The 14,456-nt window shown below is 69.5% G+C and carries 16 protein-coding genes; 10 read left to right on the plus strand and 6 right to left on the minus strand.

Features of this window, described 5'->3' with window-relative positions; genetic code table 11:
* Nucleotides 1-31 precede the first annotated feature (31 nt).
* Together purN and purM are read right to left on the minus strand one after the other, a co-directional pair.
* Nucleotides 32-703 (minus strand): phosphoribosylglycinamide formyltransferase, encoded by a 672-nt coding sequence (purN, locus tag ASG87_RS10080; protein WP_056004575.1) that lies wholly within the window; start codon nucleotides 701-703, stop codon nucleotides 32-34.
* Nucleotides 704-866: 163 nt separating this feature from the next.
* Complete coding sequence (gene purM, locus ASG87_RS10085; protein WP_056004577.1) at nucleotides 867-1,898, minus strand: phosphoribosylformylglycinamidine cyclo-ligase; 1,032 nt, start codon at nucleotides 1,896-1,898, stop codon at nucleotides 867-869.
* A 185-nt stretch (nucleotides 1,899-2,083) separates the two neighbouring features.
* Between purM and ASG87_RS10090 the strand changes: the two genes are divergently transcribed.
* The 6 genes from ASG87_RS10090 (at nucleotide 2,084) to ASG87_RS10115 (ending at nucleotide 7,315) form a co-directional block, all read left to right on the plus strand.
* Complete coding sequence (locus ASG87_RS10090) at nucleotides 2,084-3,073, plus strand: DUF2066 domain-containing protein (RefSeq protein WP_056004579.1); 990 nt, start codon at nucleotides 2,084-2,086, stop codon at nucleotides 3,071-3,073.
* 54 nt (nucleotides 3,074-3,127) lie between these two features.
* Nucleotides 3,128-4,306, plus strand: coding sequence for an AI-2E family transporter (locus tag ASG87_RS10095; RefSeq protein ID WP_056004581.1), 1,179 nt, complete (start codon nucleotides 3,128-3,130; stop codon nucleotides 4,304-4,306).
* Nucleotides 4,303-5,010, plus strand: coding sequence for a DnaA regulatory inactivator Hda (gene hda / locus ASG87_RS10100; RefSeq protein ID WP_056004582.1), 708 nt, complete (start codon nucleotides 4,303-4,305; stop codon nucleotides 5,008-5,010). Before ASG87_RS10095 ends, hda begins: the two co-directional genes overlap by 4 nt.
* A gap of 43 nt (nucleotides 5,011-5,053) precedes the next feature.
* Entirely contained in the window at nucleotides 5,054-5,308 is a 255-nt protein-coding gene (locus tag ASG87_RS10105; RefSeq protein WP_056004584.1) for a DUF2164 domain-containing protein, read from the plus strand.
* A gap of 110 nt (nucleotides 5,309-5,418) precedes the next feature.
* Nucleotides 5,419-6,519 (plus strand): PAS domain-containing protein, encoded by a 1,101-nt coding sequence (locus ASG87_RS10110; protein ID WP_056004586.1) that lies wholly within the window; start codon nucleotides 5,419-5,421, stop codon nucleotides 6,517-6,519.
* Nucleotides 6,520-6,634: 115 nt separating this feature from the next.
* Nucleotides 6,635-7,315: a hypothetical protein gene (locus tag ASG87_RS10115; protein ID WP_157511011.1), complete on the plus strand. Its 681-nt coding sequence runs from the start codon at nucleotides 6,635-6,637 to the stop codon at nucleotides 7,313-7,315.
* Nucleotides 7,316-7,521: 206 nt separating this feature from the next.
* On the opposite strand, the gene ASG87_RS10120 is transcribed toward ASG87_RS10115, so the two are convergent.
* Nucleotides 7,522-8,325: an inositol monophosphatase family protein gene (locus ASG87_RS10120; RefSeq protein ID WP_056004590.1), complete on the minus strand. Its 804-nt coding sequence runs from the start codon at nucleotides 8,323-8,325 to the stop codon at nucleotides 7,522-7,524.
* A gap of 146 nt (nucleotides 8,326-8,471) precedes the next feature.
* Here ASG87_RS10120 and ASG87_RS10125 point away from each other — a divergent pair, with 146 nt between their 5' ends.
* Nucleotides 8,472-9,239: an RNA methyltransferase gene (locus tag ASG87_RS10125; protein WP_056004591.1), complete on the plus strand. Its 768-nt coding sequence runs from the start codon at nucleotides 8,472-8,474 to the stop codon at nucleotides 9,237-9,239.
* A 177-nt stretch (nucleotides 9,240-9,416) separates the two neighbouring features.
* Here the strand turns inward: ASG87_RS10125 and ASG87_RS10130 are convergent, their stop codons facing one another.
* Both ASG87_RS10130 and ASG87_RS10135 read right to left on the minus strand, forming a co-directional pair.
* Complete coding sequence (locus ASG87_RS10130) at nucleotides 9,417-10,022, minus strand: exopolysaccharide biosynthesis protein (RefSeq protein ID WP_056004593.1); 606 nt, start codon at nucleotides 10,020-10,022, stop codon at nucleotides 9,417-9,419.
* A 40-nt stretch (nucleotides 10,023-10,062) separates the two neighbouring features.
* Nucleotides 10,063-11,385: a hemolysin family protein gene (locus tag ASG87_RS10135; RefSeq protein ID WP_056004595.1), complete on the minus strand. Its 1,323-nt coding sequence runs from the start codon at nucleotides 11,383-11,385 to the stop codon at nucleotides 10,063-10,065.
* 145 nt (nucleotides 11,386-11,530) lie between these two features.
* On the opposite strand from ASG87_RS10135, the gene ASG87_RS10140 reads away from it, so the two are divergent.
* Entirely contained in the window at nucleotides 11,531-12,160 is a 630-nt protein-coding gene (locus tag ASG87_RS10140; protein ID WP_056004597.1) for a hypothetical protein, read from the plus strand.
* A gap of 10 nt (nucleotides 12,161-12,170) precedes the next feature.
* Nucleotides 12,171-13,295 (plus strand): inorganic phosphate transporter, encoded by a 1,125-nt coding sequence (locus tag ASG87_RS10145; RefSeq protein WP_056004600.1) that lies wholly within the window; start codon nucleotides 12,171-12,173, stop codon nucleotides 13,293-13,295.
* A gap of 225 nt (nucleotides 13,296-13,520) precedes the next feature.
* On the opposite strand, the gene ASG87_RS10150 is transcribed toward ASG87_RS10145, so the two are convergent.
* Nucleotides 13,521-13,925 carry a hypothetical protein gene (locus tag ASG87_RS10150; RefSeq protein WP_056004602.1) on the minus strand — a complete coding sequence of 135 codons (405 nt, stop codon included), beginning with the start codon at nucleotides 13,923-13,925 and terminating at the stop codon, nucleotides 13,521-13,523.
* A gap of 96 nt (nucleotides 13,926-14,021) precedes the next feature.
* Here ASG87_RS10150 and ASG87_RS10155 point away from each other — a divergent pair, with 96 nt between their 5' ends.
* Nucleotides 14,022-14,363 carry an MGMT family protein gene (locus ASG87_RS10155; protein WP_056004603.1) on the plus strand — a complete coding sequence of 114 codons (342 nt, stop codon included), beginning with the start codon at nucleotides 14,022-14,024 and terminating at the stop codon, nucleotides 14,361-14,363.
* Nucleotides 14,364-14,456 lie beyond the last annotated feature (93 nt).

The raw sequence follows: 14,456 nt of genomic DNA on the forward strand, positions 1-14,456 counted from the left end.
GAGTTTGGCCGCCCCTCGCTGAACGCCAGGTTCAGGCGGGGCGCCGCAGGCCGGCGGCTTCGTCCCATAGCAGCGGGGCGGGCAGGCGGCTGCCGTCGAGGATCACGCCATGGCCTTCGAGCCGCAGGCGGCCGTCCGCGATCAGCCCGACCACCGCGGGCAGCAGCCGGTGTTCCAGCGGCAGCAACCGCTGGGCGAGCAGGTGCTCGTCCTCGGCGGGATCGACCGCCAGCCGTGCCTGCGCGATCACCGGGCCGCCGTCCAGCTCGGCGGTGACGTAGTGCACGCTGGCGCCGTGCTCGGCGTCGCCGGCCTGCAGCGCGCGGCGGTGCGTGTGCAGGCCGCGGTACTTCGGCAGCAGCGAGGGGTGGATGTTGATCATCCGGCCGGCCCACGGCGCCAGCGCCTCGCCGTCCAGGATGCGCATGAAACCGGCCAGCACCAGCAGGTCGGCGCCGCTGGCAGCGATGCGGGCGAACAGGTCCAGGTCGAACGCACGCCGGTCCGGGTAGCCGCGCGGGTCCAGCGCCAGGGTGGGGATGCCGGTCGCCTCGGCCAGCCGCAGCGCGCCGGCATCGGCCTTGTCGCTGCCGACCAGCACGAATTCGACCGGCAGCGCGCCGCGGCTGCGCGCGTCGATCAGCGCGGCGAGGTTGCTGCCGCGGCCGGAGGCGAGGACGGCGACGCGGAGGGGGGCGGTCATGGACTTGGGCTCGCCATTCCGGCGAAGGCCGGAATCCAGCCAGGAAACGTGTGCGAAGCACATAAAATCGGTTTCGCGTGCTTCGCGCGATTCATTTCACTGGATTCCGGCCTTCGCCGGAATGACGGTGCGACGGGGACGCAAGCGGCCGGGTTGGCAAGCATCAATCGATCCGTACCCGCTCGTCGCCCGTTGCCTTCACCACTTCGCCGATCACCCGGCTGGCCAGCCCGTGCTTCGCCAGCAGCGCCGAGGCGGCGTCCACCGCATCCTGCGGCAGGATCACGGTGAAGCCGACGCCGCAGTTGAAGGTGCGCCACATCTCCTCGCGCGCCACCTTGCCTTCGCGCATCAGCCAGTCGAAGACCGGCGGCAGCACCAGGGCCGAGGCGTCCAGCGCGATGCCGAGGCCGTCCGGCACCACGCGGATGATGTTTTCCTTGAGGCCGCCGCCGGTGATGTGCGCCATGCCGTGCACCGGGCTTTCCTTCAGCAGCGCCAGCATCGGCTTCACGTAGATCGTGGTCGGCGCCATCAGCGCATCGGCCAGCTTCACGCCGCCGAGATCGAGGTCGAGAGGGCTGCCGGCGCGCTCGAGGATCCTGCGCACCAGCGAATAGCCGTTCGAATGCGGGCCGGACGAGGCCACGCCGAGGATCGCGTCGCCGGCGACGATCGCCTCGCCGGTCAGCATCTGCGATTTCTCCACCGCGCCGACGGTGAAGCCGGCCAGGTCGTATTCGCCGGGCGGGTACATGTCGGGCATCTCGGCGGTCTCGCCGCCGATCAGGGCGCAGCCGGCGAGTTCGCAGCCCTTGGCGATGCCGCCCACCACCGTCGCGGCGGTGTCCACGTCCAGCTTGCCGGTGGCGAAGTAGTCGAGGAAGAACAGCGGCTCGGCGCCCTGCACCAGGATGTCGTTCACGCACATGCCGACCAGGTCGATGCCGATGCTGTCGTGGCGGTTCAGGATCTGCGCCAGCTTCAGCTTGGTGCCGACGCCGTCGGTGCCGGATACCAGCACCGGCTCCCTGTAGCGGCCGGACAGGTCGAACAGGCCGCCGAAGCCGCCCAGCCCGCCCATCACCTCCGGGCGGAAGGTGCGCTTGACCAGGGGCTTGATGCGTTCGACCAGCGCATTGCCGGCGTCGATGTCGACGCCGGCGGCGCGGTAGGTGAGGGCGTCGTCGGACATGGCTGCAACCGGCGTGGGAGAACGCGCAAGTTTAGCAGCTTGCGCAACCGAAACCTCAGCCCGCGCGGGCCCGGCCGCGCTCCGGCGCCGGCCCGGAGGGGCCGGTGCCCGGCCCGTTCGATGGACGCTGCTGGCCGGATTGGGCAGACTTCCGGCTGATCCCCCTCAGGATGAGTCCTTTGTCCATGCGCCTGTCCCGCCTGCTGCTTGCTTCCCTCGCGCTGGGCCTTGCCGCGCTGTCGCCGGTCCGGGCGCAGGTGCCGGCGGCGCCGGCTTCGCCCTATACGGTGGTGGTGCCGGTGGAAGACACCAGCGAAGCGCAGCGCGACGCGGCCTTCGCCGATGCGCTGGGCCAGGTGCTGGTGCGCGTCGCCGGCGGCCAGGACCTGCGCGGCAAGGCCGGCTATGCGGACGCCCTGAAGGGCGCGCCGGGGATGGTGCAGCAGTACCAGTACCAGCGTGCAGGCGCGGGGCTGGCGGTGCAGGCGACCTTCGATCAGGGCGCGGTGCGCCGCCTGATCCAGAAGCTGGGCGTGCCGGCGGCCGGCGAGAAACCGCCGCTGCTGGCCGTGGTGCACGGCAGCGACGGCAGCCTGCTGGGCAAGGATTCGCTGGACGCGCTGGCCCAGGCGGCCGCGGCGCGCGGGCTGGAAGTGATCTACGCCGCCCCGGACCAGGCTCCGGACCTGCAGGCGCTGGCGTCGGCCGATCCGGCCGCGCTGGCGGCCGTGGCCCGGCAGTACCACACCGGACTGATCCTGCTGGGCGACCTCAAGGGCGGCCGGTCGGAGTGGACGCTGGTTTCCGGCGGTCGGGCGCAGCACTGGACCGGCAGCGGCACCAGCGAGGACGCCATGCTGGCGGAGGCGGGCGGGGCGGCGGTCGACCGCATCGGCAAGCAGCTCAACGTGATCGGCGGCGCCGTCAGCGACGGCAAGCTGTGGGTGACCGGCCTGCAGTCGGCGATGGACTACGCCAACCTGCTGGCGACCCTGCGCGCCGAGCCGGCGGTGCGCCAGGTCGACCTGCTGGGCGCGCAGGACGGCGGCCTGATGCTGGGCGTCAAGGCGAGCATGCCGTCGGCCGCGCTGGCCGCCAGCCTGGCCGCGGAAGGCCGGATGATGCAGGCCGAGGCCCATCCGGGCGCCGACGCCAGCCTGCGCTGGCTGCATTGAGCATGCCCGCCGCCAGCCTGCGCTGGACGCGCCCCACGCCGCCGAGACGACGCCATGAGCCCTGACAACTCCCGCCGCTGGCAACTGCTGGCCATCGCCGCGGTCATCGCCTACCTGTTCTGGCTGCTGGCGCCGGTGATGATGCCGTTCGCGATCGCCGCGATGCTGGCCTACCTGGGCGATCCGCTGGCCGACCGCCTCGAACGGTTCGGCATGGGGCGCACGCTGGCGGTGAGCATCGTGTTCATCGTGCTGCTGCTGGCGGTGGCGGGGGCGCTGCTGTTGCTGATACCGCTGGTCTCGCGGCAGGTCGAGAACCTGATCGCCAACCTGCCGCGCTACGGCGAGTGGGCGCAGGGCACCGCGCTGCCCTGGGTGCAGGCCAAGCTGCACCTGGACCCCAATACCTTCGACACCGACCGCCTGGTGGCGGCGGTCAAGGCGCACCTGGGCTCGATCGGCGGCGTGGCCGGCGCCGTGCTGGGCAAGCTTTCGCGCTCCAGCGTCGGCGTGGCGATGTGGCTGACCAACCTGGTGCTGATCCCGGTGGTGGCGTTCTACCTGCTGCGCGACTGGGACCGGCTGGTGGCGTACATCGACGGCGTGCTGCCGCGCTCGATCGAGCCCACCGTGGCACACCTGGCGCGCGAGTCGGACACCGTGCTCGGCGCGTTCGTGCGCGGCCAGTTGCTGGTGATGCTGGCGCTGGGCATCTTCTACGGCGCCGGGCTGGGCCTGGTCGGGCTGTCGGTGGGACCGCTGATCGGCATGGTCGCCGGCCTGCTCAGCTTCGTGCCCTATCTCGGCTTCATCATCGGCTTCGTCGCTGCCATCGTCGCGGCGCTGGTGCAGTACGGCGACTGGACCCACGTGCTGCTGGTCTGCGGCGTGTTCGTGGTCGGCCAGTTGCTGGAAGGCTACGTGCTGGTGCCCAAGCTGGTCGGCGACAAGATCGGCCTGCATCCGGTCGCGGTGATCTTCGCGGTGCTCGCCGGCGGCTACCTGTTCGGCTTCCTCGGCGTGCTGCTGGCGCTGCCGGCGGCCTCGGTGATCATGGTGGTGCTGCGCTACCTGCTGGAGCGCTACCGGATGAGCGAGCTGTACACCGAGGAAGGGCCGGAGGACCCGGTGATCGCCGAGGTCGACGTCACCGTGCACACCGCCGACGGCACGGTCGAGGCCGACGTCGAGGTGGCGCCGAAGCCCGGCAAGGCCGACCGCGACGCGCCATGATCCCGCAGTTGCCGCTCGCCCTGCGCTGGCCGCGGCGCCAGCGCTTCGAACATTTCCACGCCGGCGCGAACGCCGCCGCGCTGGCCGCCGTGCAGGCGCTGGCGACGGCGCCAGACGCGCCGTGGGTATACCTGCACGGCCCGGCAGGCAGTGGCCGCAGCCACCTGCTGATGGCCGCCTGCCAGGCGGCCAGCGCGGCGGGCCGGCGCGTGCAGTACCTGCCGCTGGCGGCGGTCGCCGACCGCGCCGCGGCGATCCGCGGCGTGGCCGGCAGCGAGCTGCTGGCGCTGGACGACCTCGGCGCGATCGCCGGCCAGGCGGACGCCGAGCACGCGCTGTTCGACCTCTACAACCGCGCCCGCGCCGAAGGCAGCGAGCTGCTGTTCGCCGCCGAGGCGGCACCCGCGCAACTGGGCCTGGGCCTGCCCGACCTGCGCTCGCGCCTGGGCGCCTGCACCCAGTTCGCGCTGAAGCCGCTGGACGACGCCGAGCGCCGCGAGGTGCTCAAGGCGCAGGCGGCGTCGCGCGGCATCGAGCTGGACGACGGCGTGCTCGACTGGCTGTTCGCCCGCTACGCGCGCGACCTCGGCGCGCTGCTCGACCTGCTCGACCGGCTCGACCAGGCCTCGCTGGCGGCGCAGCGGCGGATCACCATACCGTTCCTGCGCGGGTTCCTGCGCGAGGCGGGCGAATCGGCGCCCTGAGCGCCTTGCCGGCAACCCTGTCATTCATCGGGAGGCAACGGCCATGCCGGACATCCAGTTCAGCAGCGACGAGAAAGAAGTCATCGTGCGCAGGATCAAGCTCTACTTCGCCGAGGAGCTGAACCAGGAAATCGGCCGCTTCGACGCCGAGTTCCTGCTGGATTTCTTCGCCGGCGAAATCGGCGCGTATTTCTACAACCGCGGGCTCTACGACGCGCAGGCCATCCTCACGGCCCGGCTAGACGAGCTGGGCGAGGCGATCTACCAGTTGGAACGCCCTACCGAATTCCGCAGATAATCCGCAGCGAAGCGGCGAGGGCGCCTTCGCTCCCGGCTGCCGATTCCGGAACCTGGCAGCCGCCATGCCTCTCCAGTATGGTGGCGTCTCGGCACGGTGCAGGAGGCGCCATGCGCAATACGGCAGCCGAAAGGCTCTTTGACGATCTTATCGAGCGCTGCTATGCCTGCGTATTGGACAGCAGCGCCTGGTACGCGCTTTTGCAGCGCCTGCTTTCCGCGAGCGGCAGGCAGTCTGTCGGGCTCTTGTTCTGGGATCAGCGTCAAGGCGGCCCGCGCGTCGGCTCGATCTCGATGTTTTCCCCCGCCACGATCCAGGCTTACAACGAGCATTTCCACGCTTTCGATCCCTCCCGGCAGTTCATGCTTGGCCGCAAGCCGGGAGATTGGTATCACGACGTGGAGGAATTGGGCGAGGAACGCATGCGCCGCGATCCGTTCTATGCCGAATTTCGCCAGCTCGAAGGCTTGCAACGCATTTCCTGTTTGAAGCTGTACGAAACGGACAGGGCGGGAGCCTATCTTTCCCTGCTTGCCCTGACCGGGGCCGCGGCGCCCCGGAAGGAGCACCAGCAACTGCTGGTGCGCATGGCGCCTCACCTGGAGCGTGCCGGACGGCTTTCCCAACACATCCACGAATTGGAGCTGGATGTGGCCCGGCGCGACCTACTGCTGGACCGCCATGATTCGCCGATCTGGCTGGTCGATGCCGATGGCCGCGTGCGCTATGCCAACCATGCGGCTGAAAGGTGGCTGGGCAGCAGCCATTGCCCGCTCTGCCTGCGCGAAGGGCGGTTGCTGGGACGCGACCAGCCTGCACGGCTGGCCGCGTTGATTCGCATCGCCGCAGGCCCCGCGCCAGCGCGTGCGGGATGGTTGCAGGCGGCGCAGCCAAGCGCATACGAACTGCTGATTACGCCATTTTCGGCGGAGAATACCGCGCTGCCCGAAGCCGGGCGTCGCCTGGCACTGGTGGTCTCGCCGCGCCGCGTCTTTCATAGCGCGCTGCTGGCCGACCTGTTCCATCTCACCCATGCCGAATGTCGCGTGGCCGGACAACTGGCAGGTGGCGCCACGCCCGAGCAGTGCGCGCTCGCGCTGGGCGTCACCATTCATACGGTGCGCACCCAGTTGCGAGCGTTGTTTCGCAAGACAGGTACCGAGCGCCAGGCTGAACTCGTAGTGCTGCTGTCGCGCCTTGGCGCGTGCTGATGTTACGCAGGGCGGCTATTCGACATCATCCATTTGGGCGATGAACGGGTATCTGCGACTGCCCTATGTTTCCGGAGAGGCGGGAGGCTTTCTCTCGCCATATCAGGGGAACGTTATGGAAAACAGCATCGTTGCGCGTTTCGCTCGTTTGCGCCGGAAAGACCGGCGGCAGGCCGAATATGGGTCCGTTATTTCGCATGAGGCCGGGCAGTTCTGGAATTCTCCCTGGCGCATGACCGGATTGCTCGTTGTCGCAGGGGGCTGTTTGGCCATGCATGGGTGCGTGAATTTCACTGCCCCGGCGCGTAAGCATTCGCTGGAAAACGGCGTGGTATGGATCGATTACGATTCCAGCCGCCGTGGCGCGTTTCTCGTGCCGGCCGGCGCCGAAGGCAAGTTCAAGTTCTGTTCGGAACCTGTCCCCGACGTGGCGCTGACATTGGCGACAAAGATATCCGGCAAGCTGAAAAACTCCGGCGGGGAGGGCGGGGCGGACGGAAGCGCGACGGCGACGGCGATAGCCTTGTCTGGCAGAACCCAGACCGTTCTCATTGCCCGGGAGGCGCTATACCGGATATGCGAGGCATCGCTCAATAGGAAAATCAGTGATGCCGACCTTTTAAGTTACTTCAAGGAAGTCATGAACAGCATCAATACGATCGCCAATGCGGATGTGGCGCGTGCCAGTGCGGATGCCAGCAAGGCGGCAGCAAAATTGAAGGTCGTGGATGGATTGAATTCAAAAGCGATAAAGAACGATGAGGCGGTCGAGATGCTCAAAGCCATCGACAAGTAGCCGTAAAAAATCCAGCGAACGGTGTTGCGGCGGTGGTTTTGCGTGAAGCTGCAGCGGCTCCGAAAGAAAAGCCCGGATGGGTTGTTGGTTGATAACTGGAGAGAGTGGAGCGCTTCTCTTCCAGTGATTGGGCGAAGTTCCTGGCTTGATCCGCAGGCCTCGGCAAGGCGAAGGCGCGGTGAGCGCCTTTGCCTTTTTGGGGCCGCTCAGGCCTTCAGCAGCGCCGGCGTCGCCTGCTGCCCGATCGCGTCGACCATCGCCTTGGCCACGTGCAGGTTGCCGGCGATGAGGTTGCCGCTGGCCGGGATGCCGTCGCGGCCGGCGAAATCGCAGTAGCGCCCGCCCGCCTCGCGCACCAGCAGCACGCCGGCGGCCATGTCCCAGGGCTTCAGGCCGATCTCGAAGTAACCGTCGTAGCGGCCGGCGGCGGTGTAGGCCAGGTCCAGCGCGGCGGAGCCGGAACGGCGGATGTCCTCGGCCTGGCCGAGGATCGCGCGGGTCATGTCCAACTGCGGGCCAAGGTGCTCGCGCTGGCGGTACGGAAAGCCGGTGGCGATCATCGCGCCGCCGAGGTTCTCGCGACGTGAGACGCGGATGCGGCGGTCGTTGAGATAGGCGCCGTCGCCCTTGCTGGCGGTGTACAGCTCGTCGCGCAGCGGGTCGAACACCACGCCGTAGACCGGTACGCCCTTTTCCAGCAGCGCGATCGACACGCTGAAGTGCGGGATGCCGCGCAGGTAGTTGTGGGTGCCGTCGAGCGGGTCGATCACCCAGGTCAGCGGGCCCTTGCCGATGGCGCCGCTTTCCTCGGCGAGGATGGCGTGGTCGGGGTAGGCGCGGCGCAGTTCCTTGACGATCTCGGCTTCGGCCAGCCGGTCGACCTCGGAGGCGAAGTCCATGCGCTGCTTCTCGACGACGTTGAGGCCGTCGATGCGGTTCATGTAGCGCAGGATCACGTTGCCTGCAGAGCGCGCGGCGCGCGCCGCGATGGTGACGGCGGGTCTTGGCATGGCTTCGGCTTTGGAAAAAGAGCGGGGATTGCGGCCGGCGATTCTAGCAGAGGCGCGGCTTCCCGGGCAGGCGGGGCAGGGGCGGCGGGCCGGCGAGGCCGCCATCGACTATCCTTGCCGACCGTCCCGCCACCCGATCCGACCGCATGACCGCTGCCGCCGACCTCGCCGCCCGCCTCCGCTTCGTGCTGGTGCGCACCTCGCACCCGGGCAATATCGGCAGCGCGGCGCGGGCCATCCGGACCATGGGCTTCACCCGCATGGAACTGGTCGCGCCGCACCGCTTTCCCGACCCGGAAGCCTCGGCGCTGGCCGCCGGCGCCGACGACGTGCTGGGCGGGGCGGGCATCCACGGCGAACTGGTCGAGGGGCTGGTCGGCGCCAGCTTCGCGCTGGGCCTGTCGGCGCGCCGGCGCGGCGTGAACCTGCCGGAGCTGGCCCCGCGCGAGGCCGCCGCCCGGGCGCTGGCCGCCGCCGCGCGCGGCGAACAGGTGGCACTGGTGTTCGGCAACGAGCGCACCGGGCTGGAAAACGAGGAACTGGCGCGCTGCCACGCGATGGTGCGCATCCCCAGCGTGGACGACTTCAGCTCGCTCAACCTGTCGCAGGCGGTGCAGGTGATGGCCTACGAGCTGCGCCTGGCCCTGCTCGGCGACCAGGCGCCGCCTCCGCCGCCGGAGCACGACGAGCCGCCGGCCGATGCGGCGAAGATGGAGCGCTTCTACGCGCACCTGGCGCAGACCCTGGACGACATCGAGTTCCACAAGGGCCGCGAGCCGACCACGATCATGCTGCGCCTGCGCAAGCTGTTCCAGCGCGCGCAGCCGGACGAGCGCGAGCTGCGCGTGCTGCACGGCATCCTTGCCGACGCCCAGCGGATGGCGACCCTGGCGGCCGCCCGCAAGCCGGACTGAGCCGTTCCGTAGGGCAGGTGCTTGCGCCGATGGGCGTTCGACGGAGCGGGATACTGCGGTCCGCCCACCCCTGCCGAACAGCCGCAGGGCCGGCTGTCCGGCGACTTCGAAGGGCGCTGGATTCCAGCTTCCGCGGGAATGGCGGCGTCATCGTCCGCGCGAACGGCCGCCTGATCGTCAGAACAGGTCGCGGAACAGCTTGAGCAAGGCGTGGCTGAAAGTGGCCGACAGCAGCACGCTGGCGGCGGTGGCCAGCCATACCAGCACCAGCAAAGCGCCGTCGCGCTCGATCAGGGCGAACGCGAACGCCAGCAGCATCGCGCCGAACAGGTAGTTGGTGAACGGGATCGGCAGGGCCAGCAGCAGGCCGAGCAGGATCATCACCAACCCGGAGGCGATCGTCAGCGGGCGCATCGTCAGCCGTTCCAGCCGCGGCCGGCAGATCCGCTCCAGCCGGCGGGTGACCGGCGCGATGCGCGCGAGGAAGCGGCGCAGGGCCGTGCGCGACAGCGTGCGCCGCGCCAGCCAGCGGGGCAGCCAGGGATGTTCCAGCCCGGCCAGCATCTGCAGGCCCAGCGCGATCACCAGCACCCCCATCACCCCGCCGATGCCGAGCGGCACCGGGATGAAGTTGGGCACCGCGAGCAGCAGCAGGAGAAAGCCGAAGGCGCGCCGTCGCAGCGGCTCCATCAGGTCGCCGAGGGCGATGCGGTCGCCGTCGTGGCGGTCGAGCGCGGCGGCGAGCAGCTCGGTGGTGCGCAGGTCGTGGATGGGGGCGGTCATTCCCCCGATCATGCAGGGCCAGCTTGAATCGGCGATGACGCTACTGCTCGTCGTCCGATGTCTCCAACGGCGGCGCGGGGGTGACCAGCAGCTTGTCGATGCGCGCGCCGTCCAGGTCCACCACCTCGAAGCGGATGCCGCGCCAGGCGAACACCTCGCCGGTCTGCGGGATGTGGCCGAGCGCCGCCATCACCATGCCGGCGGCGGTGCGGAAGTCGTGCTCCCGCTCGCCGGGCAGGCGTTCCAGGTGCAGCAGCTCGCGCAGGTCGTCGGAGGACAGCGAGCCGTCGACCAGCCAACTGCCGTCCGCGCGGGCCACGATCGGCGATGTCTCCTCGCGGCTGCCGTGGCCGAGCTGGCTCGCGCCGACCACCGCCGCCAGCAGGTCGTTGAGCGTGACCAGGCCCTCGATGTCGCCGTATTCGTCCACCACCAGCGCCATCGGCGTCTCGGCGTCGCGGAACTCCTCCAGCAGGTCCATCGCCCGCGCCGTGGCCGGCACGTACAACGGCTTGCCCAGGCGGCGGAACAGGTCCGGGGCGCCGTCGGCGATGCCGCCGAGCAGGCTCTTCACCTCCAGCACGCCGACCACGTCGCTCTCGTCGCCGCGGTAGACCGGGTAACGCGAGTAGGGGGTGCTGCGCATCACCTCGATGCTTTCGCTGCGCGGCGCGGACAGGTCCAGCCAGGCGATCCGCATGCGCGGGGTCATCACGCTGTCCACCGTGCGGTCGCCCAGGCGCAGCACGCGGTTGACCATGTTGTGCTCGTCCTGGTCGAGCACGCCCTGCTCGGCGCTCTCGGCCACCAGCAGGCGGATTTCCTCCTCGGTGGCGGCGCCGCGGCCCTTGTCGTCCACCCGCAGCAGCTTCAGCAGCACGCCGCTGGAACGGTTGAGCAGCCACACGAACGGCGCGGTGAGCCGCGACAGCACCAGCATCGGCATCGCCACCAGGCCGGACAGCGTCTCCGGCGCGGACAGCGCCAGCCGCTTGGGCACCAGTTCGCCGATCACGATCTGGATGAACGAGATCAGCACGAAGCCGATCACGATGCCGAGGCCGTGCGCGTAGGGCTCCAGCCAGGCCGCCCGGCCCCTGTGCAGCGCCTCGGCGATATGCGCGCCCAGGGCGTCGCCGGCCAGCGCGCCGGTGATCAGCATCACCAGGGTAATGCCGACCTGCACGGTGGACAGGAAGCGCTCCGGCGCCTCGGCGTGGCGCAGGGCGACGCGGGCGCGCCGGCTGGTTTTCGCCATCTGCTTGAGGCGGCTGCGGCGCGAGGCCACCAGCGCCATTTCCGACAGCGCGAAGAAGCCGTTGAACAGGGCGAGCACGAAGACGAGCGCGATTTCGGTCAGCATCGCGGGCGCTGGCGGTGAGGTGACATGGGCCGGAGTGTAAGGCCTGCGCGGCCCGCCTTCACGCGGGCCGGGCGGTGCGGGAAGCGCCGGCTGTCCTGTAACATGCCTGCCATATCACCCATTTCCGGCTCCAGGCGCTGCCCGCATGTTTTCACTGCAGACGATTTTCGGTAAAGGCGACAAGTTCTACGGCCTGCTCGAACAGAGCGCCGAGGCGGCCAGGGAGAGCGCCAAGGCGCTGCACGAGCTGGTCGCCCGCAGCGACCGGGCGCCGGTGATGGCCGCGTTCGCCGAGATGCGCACGCGCGAGAAGGCGCTGGCCGCGCAGATCAGCGAGGAGCTGGTGAACACCTTCGTCACCGCGCTGGACCGCGAGGACATCGACGCGCTCAATTCCGCGCTGTACAAGATCCCCAAGACGGTGGAGAAGTTCGCCGAGCGCTACATCATCGTCGGCGAACGGGTGGCCGGCGTGGACTTCGCCCAGCGCGCCCAGGTGCTCGAGCAATCCGCCACGGTGGTGGCCGAGATGATCGGCGAGCTGCGCCGCGGCCTGCGCATCGACCCGGTGAAGAAACTGCAGGACCGCCTGCAGGCGCTGGAGTCCGAGGGCGACCGCATGCTGCTGGCGCCGTACCGCACGCTGTACGTCGAGGGCAACGACGCCATGAAGGCGATGCTGGCCAAGGACCTGTTCGAGCTGATCGAGAAGGCGATCGACAAGTGCCGCGACGTCGGCAACGTCGTCTATTCGATCGTGCTGAAGAACTCCTGAGGCCCGCCGCATGACACTCGGCCTGGTCGTCGCGGTGGTGCTGATCGCACTCGTCTTCACCTACATCAACGGCTTCCACGACACCGCCAATTCGATCGCCACGGTGGTGTCGACCAAGGTGCTCAGCCCCGGCCAGGCGGTGCTGCTGGCGGCGGTGACCAACCTGATCGGCGCGTTATGGGGCACCGCGGTGGCCAAGACCATCGCCGCCGGGCTGATCGACACCGACGTGATCGCGGCCGGGCCGCAACTGCTGATCTGCGCCCTGCTGGCGGCGACGGTATGGAACCTGATCACCTGGTGGTGGGGGCTGCCCTCCAGCTCCAGCCACGCCCTGGTCGGCGCCCTGGTCGGCGCGGCCATCGCCGCCTCCGGCGACAACTTCGCTTCGGTGATCTGGTCGCAGGGCGGCGCCCACTGGTGGGAAGGCAAGGGCGTGGTCCCGAAGGTGATCGTGCCGATGGTGGTCTCGCCCTTGATGGGCTTCGTGATCGGCTTCCTGCTGATGGGGGCGCTGTACGCGCTGCTGTCGTGGTGTTCCAACCGCACCGGCTTCCTGCGACGGTTCGGCCGTACGCCGTTCGTCAACGCGTTCTTCGGCAAGGCGCAGATCGTCTCGGCCAGCGCGATGGGCCTGGCCCACGGCATGAACGACGCGCAGAAGAGCATGGGCATCATCGCGCTGGCGCTGGCTGGCGCCACCGCGGCGGGGCAGTTCGACCAGCTTCCGGGTTGGCTGGGCTTCCTGCGCATCGCCGGTTCCGCCGACGGCGGCTTCGCGGTGCCGTCCTGGGTGGCGGTGGTGTGCGCGCTGACCATGGCCGGCGGCACCGCCGGCGGCGGCTGGCGGATCATCAAGACGCTCGGCCACAAGATGGTCAAGCTGCACCCGATCAACGGCTTCGCCGCGGAAGGCAGCTCGGCGGCGGTGATCCTCACCGCGTCGGCGTTCGGCATCCCGGTCTCGACCACCCACAACGTGTCCGCCTCGATCATGGGCGTGGGCGCGGCCAAGCGCTTCAACGCGATCCGCTGGTCGGTGGTGGAGCGGATGGTATGGGCGTGGATCCTTACCCTGCCGATCACCGCGCTGCTGGCCTACGGCTTCGTGCGGCTGTCGGCGCGGTTCTTCTGAGCCTCGGAGCCTATCCGTGGAGTCAAGTCCGACCGCCCGCTCGTCCTTCCTTGTCGTCATTCCTGCGAAGGCAGGAATCCAGTGACTCGATGCTCCAGAGCTTGAAGACGCTGGAAGACCGGCCCTTCGGCTGTTGAAAAGCACCTCCAGCCCGACCAGCCCTTCGGCCGTTGAAAGCCGCCGGGATGACGTTTCGTGGGGGGACAGGAGATCGGGAGCGGACTCTCAGAAGCTGTCGCCCTCGCTGGCGATCGCCTGTTCGAGCTGGTCGCCCAGCGCACCCAGCTCGGCGATCAGGCGGTTGAGCTCGGCCGCGTCGAGGAATTCGTAGGGGCGGTTCTCGCACAGGTGCAGGTAGGGCGAGCCGTCCAGGTCGGTGACGGCGAGAAAGCCGGTGCGCTGCTCCCAGTTGAAGCGCAGGCAGCGGCGTGGATCGGCGCCGGCGAGCGGGCCGATCGGGGTGGAGATGCGCAGGTAGCGCCGGCCGCCCTCGTCCTCCAGTTCCGCCAGGTAGATGCCCTGGTGCCGGCCCTGCGGCAGGGCGAGGTCGAAGCTGACCAGGTAGGGATCGTTCTGGCGCAGCCGGTGCTGGCTGCCGACATGGGAACGCACGGCTTCGAAGTGACGCATGGCGCGGCTTCCTTTCTTTGGCGGACGCCCGTTGGCGGGTACTGCGGCAAGCGGCCCGATGGTAACCTGCCGCTTCATTGCCCCCAAGTGACGGCCATGCAGGAAGCCCATGCCCGCGTCTATGCCGCGATCGCCGCGATCCCGCGCGGCCGCGTCGCCAGTTACGGCGCCATCGCCGCGCGCGCGGGCCTGCCGGGGAGGGCGCGGCTGGTCGGCCGCCTGCTCGGCGAGGTGCCCGACGGCATGGAACTGCCGTGGTACCGGGTGCTGCGCTCCGACGGGCACATCGCCATGCCGCCGGGCAGCCGCGGCTTCCGCGAGCAGAGCCGGTTGCTGCGCGCCGAGGGCGTCGAGGTGAAGAACGGCCGCGTGCCGCTGTCGCGCTTCGGCCTGGACGCCGACATCGACCGCCTGCTGTGGGGCATGCCCGGCGGCTAGGCCGCGCGATCGCCGGACCGTTGCAGGAGCGGCTTCAGCCGCGGTTTCCCGCCCTCGTCCCTCGACGAAAAGACCGCCGCATCCGAAGCCGCT

The organism is Frateuria sp. Soil773 (assembly GCF_001428405.1).
Classification (GTDB): domain Bacteria; phylum Pseudomonadota; class Gammaproteobacteria; order Xanthomonadales; family Rhodanobacteraceae; genus LMSL01.